General features: G+C 34.2%; 11 protein-coding genes. 10 read left to right on the plus strand and 1 reads right to left on the minus strand.

Annotated features, from left to right (window positions below):
• Positions 1-16: 16 nt before the first annotated feature.
• A complete protein-coding gene (locus ACGK9U_RS04595) occupies positions 17-1501 on the minus strand; it encodes a glycoside hydrolase family 28 protein (protein ID WP_394465185.1) in 1485 nt (494 codons plus the stop codon).
• A 256-nt stretch (positions 1502-1757) separates the two neighbouring features.
• Between ACGK9U_RS04595 and ACGK9U_RS04600 the strand changes: the two genes are divergently transcribed.
• From ACGK9U_RS04600 to ACGK9U_RS04645, 10 genes are all read left to right on the plus strand, one after another.
• A complete protein-coding gene (locus ACGK9U_RS04600) occupies positions 1758-2804 on the plus strand; it encodes a GntR family transcriptional regulator (protein WP_394465186.1) in 1047 nt (348 codons plus the stop codon).
• A gap of 102 nt (positions 2805-2906) precedes the next feature.
• Entirely contained in the window at positions 2907-4211 is a 1305-nt protein-coding gene (locus tag ACGK9U_RS04605) for a rhamnogalacturonan acetylesterase (RefSeq protein ID WP_394465187.1), read from the plus strand.
• 6 nt (positions 4212-4217) lie between these two features.
• Entirely contained in the window at positions 4218-7085 is a 2868-nt protein-coding gene (locus ACGK9U_RS04610) for a glycoside hydrolase family 2 TIM barrel-domain containing protein (protein ID WP_394465188.1), read from the plus strand.
• A 12-nt stretch (positions 7086-7097) separates the two neighbouring features.
• Positions 7098-8621 carry a rhamnogalacturonan acetylesterase gene (locus tag ACGK9U_RS04615; RefSeq protein ID WP_394465189.1) on the plus strand — a complete coding sequence of 508 codons (1524 nt, stop codon included), beginning with the start codon at positions 7098-7100 and terminating at the stop codon, positions 8619-8621.
• A 268-nt stretch (positions 8622-8889) separates the two neighbouring features.
• Complete coding sequence (locus ACGK9U_RS04620) at positions 8890-11157, plus strand: fasciclin domain-containing protein (protein ID WP_394465190.1); 2268 nt, start codon at positions 8890-8892, stop codon at positions 11155-11157.
• Between the two features lie 55 nt (positions 11158-11212).
• Complete coding sequence (locus ACGK9U_RS04625) at positions 11213-14431, plus strand: SusC/RagA family TonB-linked outer membrane protein (RefSeq protein ID WP_394465191.1); 3219 nt, start codon at positions 11213-11215, stop codon at positions 14429-14431.
• 18 nt (positions 14432-14449) lie between these two features.
• The gene (locus ACGK9U_RS04630) at positions 14450-15943 is read left to right on the plus strand and encodes a RagB/SusD family nutrient uptake outer membrane protein (protein WP_394465192.1); all 1494 of its coding nucleotides are present in this window, start codon (positions 14450-14452) and stop codon (positions 15941-15943) included.
• A gap of 11 nt (positions 15944-15954) precedes the next feature.
• Positions 15955-17643 carry a fasciclin domain-containing protein gene (locus tag ACGK9U_RS04635; protein WP_394465193.1) on the plus strand — a complete coding sequence of 563 codons (1689 nt, stop codon included), beginning with the start codon at positions 15955-15957 and terminating at the stop codon, positions 17641-17643.
• A gap of 49 nt (positions 17644-17692) precedes the next feature.
• The gene (locus ACGK9U_RS04640) at positions 17693-19147 is read left to right on the plus strand and encodes a fasciclin domain-containing protein (protein WP_394465194.1); all 1455 of its coding nucleotides are present in this window, start codon (positions 17693-17695) and stop codon (positions 19145-19147) included.
• Positions 19148-19168: 21 nt separating this feature from the next.
• Positions 19169-21369: SusC/RagA family TonB-linked outer membrane protein (locus ACGK9U_RS04645; RefSeq protein WP_394465195.1), on the plus strand; the 2201-nt coding region annotated here is incomplete at its 3' end.

Below are 21369 nucleotides of genomic sequence, written 5' to 3' on the forward strand. Positions count from 1 at the left end.
TTTATTTATTAACCTATTATTCTTCTGATTTATAAACAGATTCTGGAAAATCAATTCCTGATGTATTTTCTAAAGAGACTTTAGATCCGTCTTTAGATTTTATTTTCACATTTTTAAGTATCCAATTTGAACTGTATTCTATTTGACCCGCTTTGTCAGATTCAATAAACACATTATTTAGAGTAACGTTGTTTATCATGGAACTCTCCATACCACTTACATTAATGGCCGTTTCAGCCCCTTTTACATGGATGTTGTTGAGACTGATATTTCTAAACGTAGGAATACCCTTTGACGCAGGCTCTACTTTTTGAAGCATTTTTTTCCAATGCTCTGGAATCGAATCTTTATTGAATTCGTCTGGCAATTTTGAGTAACTATAATTAGGGTTCCAATTCATACCAACTTGCATAAAAGTAGTTACTTTATCCATTGTTATGTTTTCCATATAAATATTTTCAACCGTACCGCCTCTATTGGTTGCCGATTTTATATTTAAGCCATTTTTAGTACCCAATCCTTGAATATTTGACACGTAAACATGCCGAATGCTGCCTGAAGTTTCGCTTCCTAAAGTAAATAAACCTGCGCCTTGTCTTGCAATACAATCTTTAATTACCACATACTCGGTTGGTTTGTTTACACGCTGGCCATCCCAATCTCTACCAGCTTTCAAACAAAAATTATCGTCGTTACAATCGATGTCACAATTTTGCACCAATATCCACTTGGAAGAATCGATATCAATCCCATCAGTACTTGGGCCATGGCCTCCAATATTATTCTTAATTTTTAAACCATCAACCGTTATATATTCTGAATATAATACTTGAACTGTCCAAAAACCAGCTCTTTGAACATTTAAATCTTTTACAAATACATTTTTTGAGTTGGACACCAAAATAGTTCTTGGGCGTTTGGCATCATAATCTACAATCCAACGCAAGCCTCTAGGTTCATAATCATTTTTTCTTAAGTCCCAGTAATAATCCCAAAACACTTTTCCCTGTCCGTCAATAATACCTTCTCCTTCCAAAATCACATTTTTTTGGTCAATAACATTTATTAGTGCTGCTGGCCATACCATTTCAATGCCCGCTACCCGTGTATCAATTTCTTTATAATCCTTAATATTTTCACTGCCTCTAATTTCAACATCTTTAGGCACGATAAATTTGATGCCTTCTTTTATAAAAATTGAACCTGTTAAATAAATACCTGGTTTAAATGTAACGGTACCTCCTCCATTTTTTTCACAAGCATCAATGGTTTTTTGAATGGCCTCTGTGTTTAAATATTCACCATCATTAACAGCTCCAAAATCATTAACAAAATAAACTGCTTGGTTAACATTAAAGGATTTTGCTCCAACGTTGTCTACCCATTCTGGCTTAAATGAATTACTTAACGTTGTTTTTGTTTTACTTGAACTAACATTGTGTTTGCATGAAAATGCCAAAAATCCAATTAATAGAACTGATGCTAATTTTAAATTCCTCATAAATAGTATTGTAATGAAAGGTAAATTTATAATAATGATAAAGAGAACGTATCCTGTACATACATGATATATATAAAAAACAACTCAGTAAAAACCCATATCAATTGAACTCAAATAACAATAAATTGGGCTTAATGATTAATTACATAATTGATCCTTAGTTAAAAAACAAAATTGATTGCAATTGTGTAGCATATTTATAGTAATTTTGCTATATTCACTTTATACGTACAATCAAAAAAAACAGTCTCGTTTTATGTCCCAATTAATAGAAATAAAAATTAATGAATCTTCGCGTGTACCTAAATACAAGCAAATTGTAGATTCTATAATTAATGATATTTCAAAAGGGAAATTAAGAATTGGTGAAAAAATCCCATCCATAAACGAGTTAAGTGAGTCTTGTTACCTTTCTAGAGATACTGTAGAAAAGGCATACAAACAACTAAAGGAACAAAAAGTTATTATATCTGTTAAAGGAAAGGGCTACTACACAGCAAAGACCGATTTGATTTCTAAAATTCAAATCTTCTTTATGATCAACAAACTAAGCTCTTATAAAATGATGATTTTCAACTCATTTGTAAACAGCATTGGCATTAATGGGCATGTAACACTATCTGTTTATCACTGTGAAGAATCTCTTTTTTCAAGAATGTTAGAAAGAAACCTTGGAGCTTTTGATTATTATGTGATTATGCCCCATTTTAAAACAGAAGATTTGAGTCATATAAGCACTACCAATGTGGTAGAAGATATGATAGAAAAAATACCTAAAGACAAATTAATCATTATTGACAATAATAAACTTGAAATTAAAGGCAATTATGGCGCTGTTTATCAAGATTTTCAAGAAGACATTTACCAAGCACTTCAAAAAGGTTTAAAAAGACTTAAAAAATATGATAAACTGGTTTTGGTGTATCCTGTTAAATCTGTTTACCCATATCCTTTAAGAATTGTTCATGGCTTTAGAAAATTCTGTTCAAAATACCATTTCGATTTTGAAATTTTAAATGAAATTTATGATGATATGGATTTAGATAGTAAAGACACCTATATTATTATTGAAGAGAATGATTTGGTAAATTTGGTAAGACAGGTACGAGCCAAAAATCTAACATTGGGAAAAGATATTGGTATTATCTCTTATAATGACACCCCATTAAAAGATCTTTTAGGCATAAATGTAGTAAGCACCCATTTTAAAGCCATGGGAGAAACTGCCGCACACCTAGTTTTAAATAATAAAAAAGAAAAAGTAAAAAACGTTTTTGAATATATAAAACGCAACTCCGTTTAGCTTTAGGTTCTTCTTAATAAATTTTTACAAATTCATCACAGAGCATCATAGTACAGGATGGTTCTTTTTTTTTTTGAAGATATTTTAGTAAAAATTTTATGAATGAAATACTTAAAAATCTTTCTGGTAATATTTATAAACATTACCATCTTTTTTAATGCTACAGCACAGAACAAACTTAGTAAAAGTTTTTATTTTGGCACTAAAGCGAATAAAAACCATGGTATTTCAATAAGTAACCCAATTTCATACTCGAATTCTACAGGTTATGGTTTTGATTTTCAATCTACCGAAAATATAATATTAAAAAGAAACTTTGTTACTGGTAAGAAAAGTATCTACTTCTCAGTAAAACTACCCGAAGGCGATTACAAAATAGATGTAGTTATAGGAGGAAAAACAAGTTCAAATACCACTATAAAAGCTGAATCCAGAAGATTAATGCTAAAAGAGATAGTTTTAGATGAAAAGGAAACGGCTAATTACTCGTTTACGGTAAATGTCCGGTCTCCAAAAATTAATGATTCCGAATCTATTAAAATTAAAGACCGTGATAAAAACCAGTTAAACTGGGATGACAAACTAACTTTAGAGTTTTCAGGCTCACCCGTTATACAAAGTATAAACATCTCTCCTGCAACTAATGTAAAAACCATCTTTTTAGCAGGAGATTCTACCGTAACCGACCAAGACCAAGAACCTTGGGCTTCTTGGGGACAATTTATTACCAATTATTTTTCAAGCGATGTTGTAATTGCCAATTATGCCGAATCGGGGGCTACACTAAGTTCTTTTAAAGGCACAAACCGTTTGGATAAAATACTAGCTCTTATAAAACCTAATGATTATGTTTTTATAGAATTTGGGCACAATGATGAAAAAATAAAAGGAGCCGGTAACGGCGCTTGGGGATTATATACAAACTCTTTAAAAGAATACATTACAAAATTCAGAGAAAAAGGTGGCATACCAATTTTAGCAACACCAACACAGCGTAGAGCTTTTAATGATGATGGCACTTTAAAACCAACACATGGTGATTTTCCAGATGCAATGCGCAAAGTAGCAACAGATTTACAAGTACCATTAATTGACATAACTGAAATGACTACCTTTATGTACGAAAGTTGGGGTGACGATGCTTCTAGAAAAGCGTTTGTGCAATATCCTGCAAACACATTCCCAGGGCAAACTGAAAAACTAGAAGACAACACGCATTTTAATAGTTTTGGCGCTAATGAAATTGCAAAATGTGTTATGCAAAGCATCAAAAATTTAAAATTAGATATTGCTGAATACTTAAAACCTAATTTACCAAATTACAATCCTAAAAACCCAGACAATTTCAACAATTGGACCTTACCCTTGAGCACTCGATTTGAAATAACCAAACCAGACGGTAATTAAAAGATTATGATATACAAAAAAACACACACGAATAAGCTTATTGTATTTTTTGCTTTTGCTTTTCTAATTTCTTTGAATTTCCATTCACAAGAAACCAAAAAAATATATTTATCTGGTAAAGATTTTAAAAACCCTGTGAAATGGGATTTTATGTGTACTGATGGCAACAATAGCAAAACTTGGAGCACTATAAATGTGCCATCAAATTGGGAACTACAGGGTTTTGGAACCTATACTTATGGCAGATGGTATAAGGAATTAAATGAAAAAGAACCCAGCAAAGAAGAAGGGTTTTACAAATATCAATTCAATGTTCCTGCAAACTACAAAGGCAAAAACGTTACCATTATTTTTGGCGGAGCCATGACGGACACCGAAGTAAAAATAAATGGGAAATCGGCAGGAGAAACGCATCAAGGCGGCTTTTATGAATTTAAATTTGATATCACATCTTTACTTAATTATGGTGCAGAAAATCTGTTGGAAGTTCATGTATCCAAACACTCAAGTAACAACACGGTAAATAATGCGGAACGCAAGACCGATTGGTGGTTGTTTGGCGGTATTTACCGTCCTGTTTGGTTAGAAATTTCTCCTAAATCTTATATAGAACATGTTGCCGTTGATGCAAAAATGGATGGTTCACTTACTGCCGTTTTAGACCTTGTGAATTTGCCTAAAAACGCCAGCATCGAAGCAAGTATCACCCCTATTGGAGATAACAAAAAATATCCAACCATTAACATCCCTTTAAATCAAAAAGAAAATTCTCAAACCATATATGCTAAGTGGAACGAAGTAAACACTTGGGATCCAGAATCACCTCATCTATACACGCTAACTTTAACTTTAAAAACCAAGAACGAAACGCTTCACACCTATGAAACAAAAATAGGTTTCAGAACATTAGAGTTCCTTAAAAAGGATGGTATTTATGTAAATGGTAAAAAAATTATCATGAAAGGCATCAACAGACATACTATTTGGCCAGAATCTGGAAGAAGCACCGATAAAGCCATCAGTGTTTTAGATGTCAACTTATTAAAAGACATGAATATGAATGCGGTGCGCTTTCACTATCCTCCAGATACGCATTTCTTAGAAGTTTGCGATTCTTTAGGGCTTTTTGTATTGAATGAATTAGCAGGATGGCAAAACGGTTATGATACCAAAACAGGTACTAAACTTATTAAAGAAACCGTTCAACGTGATGTTAATCATCCATCTGTAATAATCTGGAATCATGGCAATGAAGGTGGATGGAACTATAATATAGATCACGTTTTTCATCAATACGACCCACAAAAGCGAATTGTTATTCATCCTTGGGCAGATTTTAATGGCTGGGATACACACCACTACCCAACCTATTTAACAGGCATGCACCGTTTTAATAATGGTGAAAATGTATTTTTACCAACCGAGTTTATGCACGGTACATACGATAATGGTATTGGTGCTGGTTTAGAAGATTTTTGGAAACGCTATAAACAAAGCCCTCTTTTTGCTGGCGGCTTTATCTGGGCTATGTTAGACGAGGCCGTATTACGAACCGATTGGACAGGTGAACAGAAATACGACTCTAAAGGCTCATTAGCTGCAGATGGTGTTTTAGGACCTCATCGAGAAAAAGAAGGTAGTTTCTTTACTGTAAAAGAAGTTTGGTCACCCATTCAGTTTGAACCAAAACTAATAACATCCAAATTTGACGGTTCATTTTTACTTAAAAACGAATACATCTACACCAATTTAAACGAATGTAAGTTAGAATACCGTGTATTAAAAACGGCAAACAACATCCTTTATACCAACGACAAAGCTGAAGTTATTGATTCAAACACCATTCAAATTGAAAGTGTTGAACCAGGAGAAACCAGAAAAGTTCATTTTGAAGTACCCAAAAACTTTTTTGATGGCGATTGGTTAGAAATTACCGCACACGACAAGCATGGTAGAGAAATTTACACTTGGTCGTGGCCAATTCATCGTGCACCATATCTTGCCAACAAGTTAATAGCTAAAGAAACTTCAACAAAAACGGCTACTGCTTCAAAATCGCAAGACAATGTTCTTCTTTCTAGCGAAAAACTACGTGTTAATTTAAACGCTACAACTGGCGAAATTACAAGTATTGAAAACAATCAAGGAAATGTACCTTTTGTTAATGGTCCAAAACCTATTGGCATGAAAGCTAAAGTTGAAAACGTTTCTATAGAGCAAACCAAGGATGGTGCGGTATGCTTTTTTAACTATTTTGGCGGCATTCATTCTATTAAATGGACTTTGTTTAACGATGGAAGACTAAAGTTGGAAATGATTATATTAAAAGATGCTGGCAGAAATGATGGTTTTGATGGATCGGCTTTTGAAGATAAAATCAGTAAACTTGGCATTACGTTCGATTATCCAGAAGAAGGCGTAGAAGGTATGAAGTGGTTAGGAAATGGCCCTTATCATGTTTGGAAAAACAGAATAAAAGGCACCACATTTGGCCTTTGGGAGAAAGACTACAACAATACCATAACTGGAGAAAGTTTTGAAAATTTGGTGTATCCAGAGTTTAAAGGGTATCATGCCAATTTAATAGGAGCCAATCTTAAAACCAATAATGGCGACATTAAATTTTTTAGTGAAAATGATAAATTGTTTTTAAGATTATTCACTCCTGATTTACCTAAAAATGGCTTCCCTGGTTCGTACCCACAACCAGAATTCCCAGAAGGAAACATATCATTCATGTATGAAATACCCGCCATGCGATCTTTTAAACCATTAGAACATCAAGGACCGGAGAGTCAGCCAACCAATATCCGTATTAAAAGTGGAGATGATGGCATTCCAATGACTTTATGGTTTGATTTTAGAGATAATTAAAAAATTATATCAATGAAAAAATCAAAATTTTTAGTTTTAAGTTGTTTATCCGCCTTACTTATCAATTGTAAATCAGCTACCAATATAGCAACTTCAGAAATAATTAAACCAACCGTTTATACTGTTGGCGATTCAACCGTAAAAAACGGACGTGGAGACGGTTCTGGTGGACTTTGGGGCTGGGGAGATTTCATAGGTCAGTTTTTAGACAGCACTAAAGTTTCAGTTGAAAATCACGCCTTAGGTGGCACGAGTAGCAGAACCTATCAAAACTTAGGGTTATGGGATACCGTAAACAATAAACTAAAAACGGGTGATTATGTTTTAATTCAGTTTGGACATAATGATAATGGCTCCATAAACGATACCATTAGAGCCAGAGGCACCATAAAAGGTATTGGAGATGAAACTGAAGAAATTGACAATATGATTACCAAAAAGCATGAGATCGTGCATAGCTATGGTTGGTATATTGAAAAAATTGTAAAAGATGCTAAAGCAAAAGGCGCTATTCCTATAATAATGTCGCCTATACCAAGAAACGATTGGAAAGAAGGTAAAGTACCAAGAAACAATACCTCGTATGGTTTATGGGCAAAACAAATAGCTGAAAGAAACAACGTTACATTTATTGATTTAAATGATAAAATGGCATCCAAATTAGAAAGCTTTGGAGAAGAAAAAGTTACCGGCACTTATTTTTATAAACGTGATCATACACACCCTTCGGCTAGAGGTGCTGCCATGGCCGCTTCAATTATTACAAACGAATTGAAAGAAACAAACAATTCGTTAAAAAACCACCTACTCTCTAATGTAGAAGTAAATCTTCCTAGAAAGAAAAATATTTTTTTAATAGGCGATTCTACAATGGCAAGTAGCAACAACCCTAACACCATTGGTTGGGGCATGCCTTTCCCTCAATTTTGCGACACTACCCAAGTAAATGTTGTTAATAAAGCTAGAGGCGGACGTAGCACTAGAACCTTTAATTTTGAAGGTTTATGGGATGCTGCTAAAAAAGAATTTCAACCAGGAGATTTCGTATTTATACAATTTGGACATAACGACGCAGGAAATATAGATAAAGCCAAATACAGAGGCTCTTTAAAAGGCATTGGAAACGAAATGCAAACGGTAGCCAGAGACAGCAGTATTACAGAAACTGTACATACTTATGGTTGGTATATGAAGAAAATGATTAGAGAAACCAAAGAAAAAGGAGCTACTCCTATTATTTTAAGCTTAACACCACGCAATGAATGGCCAAATAATATGGTTGAAAGAAGAACAGAAACCTATGCAAAATGGGCTAAAGAGGTTGCTGTTTCTGAAGATGTTTTTTATATAGACGTAAACGACATAGTAGCCAAAGCATACGAAACTTTAGGAAAAGACAAAGTAAAAGACTTCTTTCCTCAAGACCACACGCACACTAATTTGGAAGGAGCGACATTTACTGCATCGATAATAGCAAAAAAACTTAAAAATTCAAAAGAAATAGGTTTAAGAGGTTTTATTAATTTAAACGAATAATTAAATTTAATAGTTCAAAAAAAAAATATTTAACTTGTAATCCCTATACTTCGAATAATAGAGAACTGTTATTCAATTTCCATCTATAAGAGCTTGCTTTTTACTCTAATTTTTAAAAAATCATACTAAAACAGGATGGTACAGGATGGAAACTATAATGCATACCAATATTTTTGAGTGTTAATAATTATATAAAAAAATGTTAAATTTTTATTTTAACAGTCTTACAATCAACTAATAATTAAACAACTTTATAAGTCAACTAATAATGAAGAAAAAAGTACTCTATTATTTGCTTTTCTTACCTCTTATATCAGTTCTTACTAATTGTAGTAGCAAAGAGGAATTTGATAAGTATTATTCAAGACCAGATTATCTTGAGTCTCCTATCTACCAACAGCTTGAAGCGCGTGGTAACTTTAGTAGTCTTACTACACTTATTGAAAAAGCAGGATACAAAGACATTTTGAGTAAAGCTGGTTATTGGACCATGATGGCTCCTAATGACGAAGCATTTACTAAATTTTTCCAAGAACAAGGAATTGCAAACGCTTCTAGTGTAGATTCAACAACTGCATCTAAAATTGTTAGATATGCACTTATTTACAATGCTTTTCGTACTGAAAGACTTTCTGACTACCAATCGCGAGCAGGTTGGGAAGAAGATAATGCGTTTAGACGTAGAACAGCTTATTATGATGGGTTTAAGTCCAAAGTTGTTGATAATACAACAAATATCGAAGCTTCAGTTTCTGTAGGTTCCTCAGTTATAGTAGCAGGCTCAAACAGAAACAACACTCCAGGAGGCGATTATTATATTCCGGGAGACAACAACAATAAGTATTTAACTTATTTTGTACAGGAATACATGGATGCTTTAGGATTAAGTGCTTATGACTACAATTACTTCTATCCAAATTCAACTTATACAGGCTTTAATGTTCTTAAAGGAAAAACTGTAGAAGCAGATATTGTTGCTGAAAACGGAATTATCCATGAGGTAGACGAGGTATCACTTCCTTTGATTAATTTAGATCAAAAACTTGAAGAAAGCCCTAACTACAGCATTTTTAGAAGTTTATTAGAAACCAATTTAGTTAACTATGTTTTTGATCAAGATGCTACAACTACTTATCAAAACTTCACAAGAAAAACAGATAAAGCTTATGTTAAAGTTTATGATCCTGCACTATTCTTTTCTCCAAATAACGAAAATTATATAAAAGAGTCAGATAACGACGGTCAAAATGATGCCTATACCATGTTTGTTCCTGAAAACGCAGTACTTCAAAATTTTATAGACGACATTCTGTTAAAAAACTATACAGCGTTAGATAAATTGCCTAAGTATATATTTGAAGACTTCTTCAATGCTCATATGGTTAGAAATGCTGTTTGGCCTTCTCAAGTTGCATCATACAGTAATGGGTTGGATGAAGATATTCGAATAGACATAAATACAGATGTAAATGAAGCAGAAGTTTTGAGTAATGGTTTTTTCTACGGAACCAATAAAATACAAGAATCTAATCTATTTTATAGTGTTTATACATCAGCTTACTTAGACCCTAAGTTTACTTTAGCTACTCGCCTTTATAATGACGGGTCAGGATATCGTGAAATAATAAGCAACCTTACAGGTAAATACACCTTGTTTTTACCCTCTGATGAGATTTTAATTAGCCATGGTTATGGTTATGATATTAATCGAAGTGAATGGACTTATGAATCACCTACTACTGGTGTCAGAGTTGCTGGAACATTAGCAAGAACCCGTTTATTACGCATACTTTATAATGGAATCGTTCCTACTCCTAATGGTGAATTAGATGATTTGTCTGGTTCTGGCATTATACGCTCTGGAGATTTTGACTTAGCTGGAGAATATATTAAATGGGGAAACAATCAGGTTTGGGCTGCAGGAAACGAAGCGTTAGGAAATAAAGTAAATATTTTAGGTTATGAAGACCAAAGAAATGGTCGTACTTATTATATCGATAATATTCTTGAATTTAGCGAACAATTTCAAGGAACCGATATATTCGACCTTGCAGTACAAAACACTCAATTTCAATCTTTTGTACGTTTAATGCTAGGGGCTGGTTTACTAGATCGTACAACTGGAACCATAGCTGGCGTAGAATTAGGCACATCATATACCTTTGTTATTCCTAATAATGCTGCTGTTACACAAGCTACTAAAGACGGTGTTATCCCAGGAAACGCTTCAACTGGAGTTCCTAACTACACACCTACTGATCAGCAAGAGAAAGAAAAACTTATTGACTTTATTAGATATCATATTTTAGCAACACGTACAGCATCTGATGATGGATTAATTAATGGTCAAACAGAAACTTTGCTTAAAAATGGATTAGGCGAAAAAACATATGTAAATGTTAGTAGTGCTCCTGGAGATCTATTATTTGTAGATTCAGCAAACAGAATTTCAAATTATATTCCAAGTGCAAGCAATAACTTAGCCGACCGCTCACTAGTCCATTTAGTTGATAATTATCTTTTATACACGGAATAAAATGAAATATAATTTTACCCACTTTTTTTACTGTCTTTCATTTGTATTAATCACTTTGACGTCTTTACAGCTTTCTGCTCAAGAATCCAATGTTATTAGAGGTCAAATTTTTGATGAAAACAAAGAACCCCTCGCAGGTGCAACCGTAATAGAACAAGATGCCGAAAAACGTACCATAACCGGTGTTGTAACAGATTTTGATGGAAATTTTGCTATTCGTATAAAAAGCACCAAAAACCAACTGGTTATTTCGACCATAGGTTACAAAACCAAAACTGTTGCTATTGGCAATCAAAAAAACTTCACCTTTAACATGGAAGTTTCCATTGAAGGTTTAGATGAAGTTCTTATTAGCGCAACCAAAACACCTGACAATGGATTGTTAAATATTGCTGAACGAAATTTAACAACAAGTACCGTTACAATTCAAGCTAAAGATCTTGAAAACACACAAGCTGCTTCTATTGATGAAGCACTTCAAGGAAGATTACCTGGTGTTGATATTACAGCAACTTCTGGAGATCCTGGAGCTGGTATGCAAATACGTATTCGAGGAACTTCTTCCATTACAGGATCATCAGACCCTTTAGTTGTAGTAGATGGCATGCCTTACGAAACATCCATCCCTGAGGATTTCAACTTTGGTGCCGCAGATGAACAAGGTTATGCTGCGCTTTTAAACGTAGCGCCTTCCGATATTGAAAGTATAACCATATTAAAGGATGCAGCTGCAACCGCTATGTGGGGTGCTCGTGCCGCTAGTGGGGTGTTGATTATTAACACAAAAAGAGGATCTGTAGGTGCGCCAAAAATTGGTTATAGTTATACAGGTACCATGTCCAAGCTTCCACGTACCATACCTATGTTAAGTGGAGACCAGTATTCTCAATTAATCCCTGAAGCTTTCATGAACCGTAATGGATCGCCCCTTAACACGCTTACCGTTAAAGAGTTTCAATACGATCCGCAAGAAGTATATTGGTACAAAAATTATGGCAATAACACCAATTGGGTGGATGCTATTTCGCAAACAGGTATTACTGGAGAACACAACCTTTCTTTACAAGGAGGTGGTGAAAAAGCACGCTACTTTACCTCTATTGGATACTACAACTCTAAAGGTGTAACAAAAGGTACTGGCTTCGATCGTATTAATGGACGTTTAAACTTAGACTATATCGTTTCTGATAGAATTCGCTTTAAAGCAGATATATCCTACACAAACACAAACACACAACGTAATTATGTAAATGGTACGGGTAGTGGCGATCGTGTTAGAAGTGTAGCATATTCTAAAATGCCCAACATGAGTATTTATGAATATGATGATTTAGGAGACTTAACACCTAATTATTTTTCACCTGCACAAAATATCCAAGGTGGTTATTCCCGTACTTATAACCCTGTTGCCTTAGCAGAGTACGCTTCTAATGAACAAACAGGACATCGTATTGTACCTCACTTTAATTTAAAAGTAGATTTAATCCCTAATAGATTAATTTCAACATTCGATCTTCAATTCGATTTTAATAGTACTAAGGCCAAAGCCTTTTTACCACAAAATGCAACTGGAAGACCATTTACGGAAACTGTTGTAAACCAAGCGTCGGATGCCGATGTGGATGCTACTAGCGTAACCTCTAAAACCAATTTTATTTACACACCAGATATTGGAGAGAAACACAATATTCAATCTATTCTATCAATACAAACAAACGATTTTAGATATGAGTCACATCAAGTGCTTACTTCTAATTCAGCATCGGTATTTTTAACAGATCCATCGGTTCCTTCTAGAACACAGAATTCAGAGTTAAGATTACTTAATAACAATAGCCAATCGCGTAGCGTTGCAGCATTAATCAACACCCAATACAGTTTATTGGATAGATATATTGTAAATGTAGGTCTTCGTGGTGATGGAAACTCAAAATTTGGCCCAAACAATCGTTACGCGCTTTTCCCTTCTGTTTCGGCAAGATGGAGAGTCTCTGGCGAACCTTTTATGGAAAAATTTGACTTTGTTGATGATTTTAGTTTTCGTGCCAGTTTAGGTCAGTCTGGTAGAGCGCCTCGTTATGACTATCGTTACTTTAATGTTTATGGAAACTTTAATTCAGAATATTTAGGATATAACGGTGTATATCCTCAAAATATGGAATTAACCGACTTAAGATGGGAAACCTTAACAGGTACAAACCTAGGAATGAATTTACAGTTATTCAACAAACGCTTTCAAATAGACATAGATCTTTACAAAAACAGAACTAAGGATCTTCTTTTCCAAAACTTAGATGTAACTACCATTTCTGGATACTCTGATATTTCAGACCAAAACGTTGGGGTTCTTGACAACCAAGGATGGGAAGTAGGGCTTTATACAACACCTTTTAAATCTGATAAATGGCAAGTTGATTTCAACTTTAATATTTCTAGAAATGAAAACGTAATTCGTGAAATTTCAGAATTCTATCCAAGTGAAAGTGGTTTTGTAGACCGTAACGGACAGTTTAAACGTTTTTTACAAACCGATAACCCTTTTGGTTCTTTTTACGGTTACAGGTTTAAAGGGGTGTATCCAGATTTAGCATCTACTCAAGCCAGAGATGCCAGTGGTAATATAATTACTGGGCCTAATGGACAAACTGTATACATGCGCTTTAACTACCCAAATACAGATTATCTATTTCAACCTGGAGATGCTATTTATGAAGATGTAAACCATGATGGTAATATTGATAGTAGAGATGTGGTTTATCTTGGTAATAGTAACCCTAAATTTACGGGTGGTTTTGGCCCCTCTATTACCTTTAACAAGCAGTTTAAATTATTGTTATTTTTTACTTATCGCTTAAACTACGATATTGTAAATGGCACCGATATGCTAACAACAAATATGTATTCGTTTGATAATCAAAGTACGGCTACCTTGTCTAGATGGAGAAACCCTGGTGATGTAACAAATATGCCACGTGCCGTTTATGGTGCTGCATATAACTGGCTTGGATCTGATAGATACGTAGAAGATGCTTCATTCTTAAGATTTAGATCTGCTACCTTTAGTTACCAATTTAACAAAGAGTTTCTAAAAAACTTAAAACTTGAAGACTTGAATATTTATTTTACTGCAGATAATATTTTAACTTTTACAAAGTACCGTGGTCAAGATCCTGAAGTAAATATGCGAGGAGGAGATCCTTTCGGAATAGCTATAGACTATTCAAGAACACCTCCTACCCGTCGTTTCACAATAGGCCTTAGAACCAGATTTTAATACTAAACTATTTGACAAATGCGAACTAAAATTATATACATAATAGCTATTTTTATAGCAACACTAAATTTATCTTGCGACAGCTATTTAGATTTAAAACCTGAAGACGGCACTATTCGTGAAGAATTTTGGAAAACAAAAGAAGATGTTAGAGCAGCCGTAATAGGTATCTATTCCGCAATGCTAACAACACCTCCTTCTGAAAACGACCTTACGCTTGCAGAATACATTTTTATGTATGGAGAGTTAAGAGGTGGCATGGTAAGCCCTGGTGGATTTATGTCTGATGATCAAATAGACATCCTTACTTTAAATATCCTACCTTCAAATGGGAATACTTCATGGTCGCAGTTTTATCGTATCATAAATTATTGTAATACGGTTATAGACCTTGCTCCTGGTGTTTTGGCTAAAGACCCTACGCTTACCCAAACACAACTTAACAATTATTTATCTGAGGCTTTAGCAATTAGAGCTTATCTATATTTTACATTGGCACGTTCATTTTCAGATGTTCCTCTAAAATTAAAAGCAACGCTTTCAGATCAAGATAATTTCCAAATAGCTAAAACACCTCAAGCAGAAATTTTTAACCAAGTTGTTACAGACCTAATAAAAGCTGAAGGTTTTGCAGTAGAAGATTATGGTATTATTGCCGAAAACAAAGGTCGAATTACAAAAAACACTATTAATACCATGCTTGCTGATGTATATTTATGGCAAGAAAATTATGATGCTGCTTTAGCTGCTGCCGATAAAGTAATAAATTCTGGAGATTTTGCATTAATAGATGGCAGTTTACAATGGTTTACAACGGTTTTTGCAAGAGGAAATTCAACCGAAAGCATATTTGAACTTCAATACACAACTCAAAACCTAAATCCTTTTTACTCAATCTTTTTACAACGCCCACAATATTTAGCTGCACCAACTGTACTAGAAGGTGTTTTTGGTGTTGACTTTGAAGATGCTTTAAACAAAGATTTTCGTGGTGAAAGAGCATCCTTAGTACCAGGTACTAACGAAATTTACAAATATACCGGACTGAACCAAGAACAACGCAAATCTTTACAAGAATCAGATACACATTGGTTTGTTTACCGTTATGCCGATGTGTTATTAATGAAAGCTGAAGCACTGAACGAATTAAACAGAGGCGAAGAAGCATTGGCAATTGTCGATTTAATTCGTGAAAAACGTAATGCCATTGATGAAACCGCTCAACAATTAGCTTTTGATGACAAAGAAGGCATTAGGCTTTACATTCTTGCAGAACGCTCAAGAGAATTTGCCTTTGAGGGGAAACGCTGGTTTGATGTTTTACGCAATTCACGTAAAGACAACTATGCATATCTTGACATTATACTAGGTATCGCTTTACAAAGCGCCCCTGCAAACCAACAACAAAGTATAACTACCAAGTTAAAAGACACCAATAGCCATTATCTTCCTATAAATGAAAATGAGCTATTCACAAACAAAGCATTAGTACAGAATCCGTTTTACAAATAAAAAATAAAGTCATGAAAAATTTATTCAATTTACACAATTTATTGAGACTTACGCTTACAGTTGTTGTGACTATTTTTGTTCTAAACTGTACGTCAGAAAAATTCAAAGAGTCTACAGATGAGACTTTGAACATTACGGAATTTTTAAAAGCTAACGAAGCAGATTACTCGCTATTTTTAGATATTTTAGAAGTTACCAATTACGCTTCTTTTATGAATACTTATGGAACCTATACATTGTTCCTGCCAACTAATGAAGCTGTTACAAATTTATTAAATGAGTTAGGAGTAAGTTCTGTAAAAGACATACCTCTAGAAGATCTTAAAGAATTAGCAAAGCTTCATATTTTGCCAGAAACAGTAAACACAACATCTTTTACAGATGGTAAAATTGCAAGCCCAAGTCTACAAGGTCAATTTCTTATCACTGGAGCAACGTTTTTAGATGGTGCATCAAGTATTACTATTAATAAAGAATCTCGTATTACAAAATCCAACATAATTGTTGGGAATGGTATTATACATGTATTGGATAAAGTGCTTCGTGTAGCAAATAAAACCTTGGCTAAATCCATAGAGGAAGATTCTTCTCTTACACTTTTCACTGAAGCTCTTAAAGCAACAGGATGGTATGATAAACTAGACCTACCTGTTACCTATGACAAAGACAGTATATCAAGTCACCTAACCGTTTTGGTTCAAACTAATGAAGTGTTTCAAAATAGCGGTTTTAATACTCTTGATGATTTAAAAACCAGGTACAGTCATTTAAACGATCCAATGAATCCATTAGATAGTCTTAATCTATTTGTTGCTTATCGTATATTACCAGGATTAAACTATTTAGCTGACCTTGCGGTAACGCCAGCTGCACTAACCAAAGCACCACTGGAAGTTATATCTTTTAAATTGGTTTCGGATAGCATTTTAATAAATCAAGAAACATTTAATGGTATTTTGGAAAAAGGCGTAGAAATTAATCGTAGCACTAGTGATGTAACAGCTTCTAACGGCGTATTACACTTTGTTAAAGAGAACTTCTTCATTAAAAAAAGATTCCCTTTGCCTGTATATTTTGATTTAGGTGATCAGCCAGAAATTAGACAACTAAGTTCAGTATTTAGAAAGCCTGGTAATTTTGTATCATTGAAAAAGAGCGAACTTAGTGGTGTTGACTGGCCAGATGACCAATCGTTAGGCTATCTTGCTGCCGAAATTGGAAACGGCGCTTATCTTGATAGAGCTTGGCACGGCGATGTTATTGAATTAGCCCGTTTTAGAAATGGTTTCTTAGACCCTATTACTTTTGATACTCCAGTAATTATAAAAGGTAAATATAAAGTTTGGGTGTCTTACAGAACCAATGAAAGATCTTCAGCTGCCACGCAAGTGTCATTTAATGGTGAACCTCTATCGCGTATGATTAATTTTAGAGAATATGGTAATACAACAGAACCTGAACGTGTTTTAGAGTCTCAAGGTTATAAAAGACATATACAACCTTCAACAAATAGATTTAATTGTAGATTGGTTGGTATTGTAGATGTTCCAACTACAGGAAGACATAAATTAACATTCGAGGCTATTCAAGACAGTAGTAATGGGCAAACTTGGATTGATATAGTAGAATTTAGACCTTTAGATATGGATCAATTATATCCTAAATTTCAAGCAGGTGGTGATGGTCTAATCTATGAATAAACAATTAAAACAATTAACAAAAATAATAGTTAAACTTAATCCAGTAAGGATGATATCAATTAATACATACATAAAAAGCTTGTTTGCAAGCATCACGCTTCTTGCTGCAGTATCCTGCTCAAATACATGGGAAGATCATAGCAGTACGAATGACGACAACCTTAAACTTACACTTAGCGAACGCATAAAAAACACCCCGGAAACTTCAGAATTTGGGAAACTTTTAGTAGAAACTGGTTTTGATGATGAATTGTCTAATTCTAAAACTTATACTGTTTGGGCACCAACCAATGCCGCTATTGCTCAGGTAAATCCAGACTTGTTAAGTGATTTAGCTAGTAAACGTTTATTTGTGCAAAACCATATTGCCTTAACAGCATTTTCATCGGTTACCGAACAAGACACCGTTACAGTGCAAATGCTATCTAATAAATACTTAGAATTTAAAAATGGTACTGTAATGGCAGATGCCAATGTAGTAACCGCTGACCAATATGCAGCAAATGGTTTGTTTCATATTATCAGTAAGGCTTTAGAACCTAAGGCTAACATTTGGCAGTATTTAAAAGAAAAAACAGGCAGTAATGCTATGAGTTCTTATTTATCAACGCTAAATGAATTCAATATATATCAATCAGATAGCATTGCTAAAGCTTTCGAATTTCATGAGATTTATGCAGATTCTTTGACAAATTCATATCTGAAAAATGTTTACAATCTAAATAATGAGAAAAACAAATATACCTTTTTCTTATTAGAAGATGATGCTTATAACTCTGAGGTTGGAAAACTAGAACCATATTTAACTAAGAGCAATCAAGACTCTACCACTACTTATGCAAGCTATTTTGCGGTAAGGGATTTTGCTTTTCACAAAGCTGTAGCTCGTGAAAAACTTTCAGAAACCGTTTTTGTTTCTCGTTTCGGTGTTGAAGTTGATATTGATGAAACCAAAATAGTAGAAGAAGTTCAATTAAGCAATGGTATTGTATATATCATGAGTTCTCTAGATGTTCCTCTTGAAAAGCGCCTATTGACAACTATAATAGAAGGTGAAGCTCCAAGTAGTTTCAGCCAAGGAGATAAACGTGCAAATACGTTCTATAGAGAAAGAGAAGATTTAGACGGGGTAATGTTCTTTGACATTATGGTTCAAAATCATGGTGTGCCTTTATTTGCCATTAATTACAGTGCAAACAACTTATACAGTACCACTTACAATGTGTATTGGAGAGCCATTAATGATATTCAGACAAACACTTTTCAACAAAGTTTACGAATTGGTGGTGGTATTTTGCCGGATGGTACTATAGCAGACCCTATAGCAGAGCTAGGCCCTATGGATGTAGCACCAAATATATATGATGAAATTTTTATAGGAGAGTTTACGCTTAATGAAGCAGGTAGGCTTGATCTTATTTCACTCATTGCCGCCAACACAGCGGTAAACGGTAACAACACGCTAAGCTTAGATTACTTAAAACTAGTTCCTGTAATTAAATAAATATCTTTTAAACCAACTATTATGTTCAAAATATTGCAACTAACCAGTCTATTATGTATACTGTTTTTCGGTGGGATTGACACGGGGCTTTATGCCCAAAGTCTTTCGAAGTCTACAGATGTTGCTTCACAAACCAAAGATGGTATTCAAGTTAAAGGTATCATCAAAAGTGCTAAAACAGGAAAAGGAATCTCGGGAATAAACATTGCCGTAAAAGATTTTTCCGCGGCAATTTCTGCTGAAGATGGAACTTTCTCTATTAGTGTTCCACATTTAAGCAGTTTGCTTATTGTAAGTGGACAAGATTACCAAACTAAAGTTTTTCCATTAAAAAACCAAAATGCTGGATTAGAAATTATCCTTTTTGAAGCGAGTTATTCTCAGTTTTATCAAAGTGCTAATTTACCTGATAATTCCAAATTACAATATAATAACCCAAATGCAGCAAATGTTGTAGATTTTAAAGAAACCCAATGGAGTAACCCTGTTAACCAATCTATCGGTAACTTTTTACAAGGTCGTGTTGCAGGACTTAATAGTGTTGGTAATTCAGGTGTACCTGGGTCCGGTGCTTATTTAACTTTAAGAGGTTTTAACTCACTTTACGCTACAAACAAGCCCTTAATTGTTTTAGATGGTATGATATATGACGATGAAGATTACGGTGCTGGTATTATACAGTTCAATAGTTCTTCGCCACTTTCAATGTTAGATGTTAAAGATATTGAAGATGTTACCGTTTTAAAAGATGGATCATCATTATATGGTACAAAAGGTGCAAATGGTGTTATCATCATCACAACAACACGTCCTGTAGATTTAAGTACAAAAATTGATTTCACCATGTATGGTGGCATTAATGAAGACCCACATCAATTGCCTGTTATGAAGTCAGGCGCTTATAGAACCTATCTATCGCAGTTATTGGCAACTAGAGGAGACACGCAACAACAAATTGCAAATAGACCATGGATGTTAGATAATACTGATAGTGGTTCTTACTATCAATATCATAATGAAACAAACTGGCAAGATAAAGTATTTAAGGCCAGTGAAAACCAAAGCTATTATTTAAAAATTAGAGGTGGAGACGATATTGCAAAATATGGCATCTCGGTAGGCTACCTAAATAGTGAAGGTGTTGTGGGCAATACTAATTTACAACGTTACAATACAAGGTTAAATGCAGCTTTACGTTTAACAGAAAAGCTTTCGGTTAAAGCTAACTTGTCGTTTATTTACAACACAGAAAACCAAAACGACCAAGGGCTTGCCTACAAAACTAGCCCGATGCATTTAGCTCTTACAAAATCGCCATTTTTAGCTATAAACGCTATTAATGCTACTGGTGAAGTTTCGCCAAATTTAGCAGATGTAGATATTTTTAATGTAAGTAATCCTGTAGCTATCATAAATAACAGTATCGGAATTAACAAAAACTATCGTTTCTCTGGAAATCTAAATTTCCAATACGATATAAATAAATCTTTAAAGGCTAATCTTTTAGTTGGTCTTAACTTTAATAAAGAACGTGAAAACTTTTTTATTCCAGATTTTGGTGTTTCAGATATTATATTGCCAACCGCAATTGCAAAAAACCGTAGTGGTAGTGAAGTACAACAATACTTTTCAATTTTCACTGATGGATATTTCAGCTACACTAAAAGCCTTGATTATAAGCATAACTTTAATTTAAAATTGGGGTTACGAACGCAGTCAAACGAATCTGAAAGTGACCTTGGTTTAGGTTTTAACTCTGCTACAGACGATTTTACAACAGTGAGCGCAGGTAGTAACCTATTGAGACAAGTAGGTGGTGCTCTAGGTGAATGGAACTGGGTTAACAGTTATTTAAGTGCAGAATATAATTATTCAAATAAGTACTTTTTAACCATGAACACATCTTATGATGGTTCTAGTCGATTTGGAGAGAACATTAATTTTGCTGCTTTAGGTTCCTTATCTGCTGCATGGTTAGTATCTTCTGAAGGGTTTATGAAAAACACAAGCGCTATAGATTTACTTAAACTACGTGCAAGTATTGGAGTAAGTGGTAACGATGACATTGGAAACTATACCGCTCAACAACTTTACGTTTCTCAAAACCTATTAGGTATTCAAGGTTTGGTTCGAGGGAATATTGGAAATCCAAAGTTAAAATGGGAAACTGTACGTAAATTTAATTTAGGAGCTGATTTAGCTTTATTCAATGAGCGTTTTAA

The sequence above is a fragment of the Mariniflexile sp. HNIBRBA6329 genome (genome assembly GCF_043558645.1).
Classification (GTDB): Bacteria; Bacteroidota; Bacteroidia; order Flavobacteriales; family Flavobacteriaceae; genus Mariniflexile.

Bases quoted from the DNA above. Each gene is read 5' to 3' on its own strand.
- ACGK9U_RS04595 (WP_394465185.1), bottom strand. From the start codon at position 1,501: ATGAGGAATTTAAAATTAGCATCAGTTCTATTAATTGGATTTTTGGCA.
- ACGK9U_RS04600 (WP_394465186.1), top strand. From the start codon at position 1,758: ATGTCCCAATTAATAGAAATAAAAATTAATGAATCTTCGCGTGTACCT.
- ACGK9U_RS04605 (WP_394465187.1), top strand. From the start codon at position 2,907: ATGAAATACTTAAAAATCTTTCTGGTAATATTTATAAACATTACCATC.
- ACGK9U_RS04610 (WP_394465188.1), top strand. From the start codon at position 4,218: ATGATATACAAAAAAACACACACGAATAAGCTTATTGTATTTTTTGCT.
- ACGK9U_RS04615 (WP_394465189.1), top strand. From the start codon at position 7,098: ATGAAAAAATCAAAATTTTTAGTTTTAAGTTGTTTATCCGCCTTACTT.
- ACGK9U_RS04620 (WP_394465190.1), top strand. From the start codon at position 8,890: ATGAAGAAAAAAGTACTCTATTATTTGCTTTTCTTACCTCTTATATCA.
- ACGK9U_RS04630 (WP_394465192.1), top strand. From the start codon at position 14,450: ATGCGAACTAAAATTATATACATAATAGCTATTTTTATAGCAACACTA.
- ACGK9U_RS04635 (WP_394465193.1), top strand. From the start codon at position 15,955: ATGAAAAATTTATTCAATTTACACAATTTATTGAGACTTACGCTTACA.
- ACGK9U_RS04640 (WP_394465194.1), top strand. From the start codon at position 17,693: ATGATATCAATTAATACATACATAAAAAGCTTGTTTGCAAGCATCACG.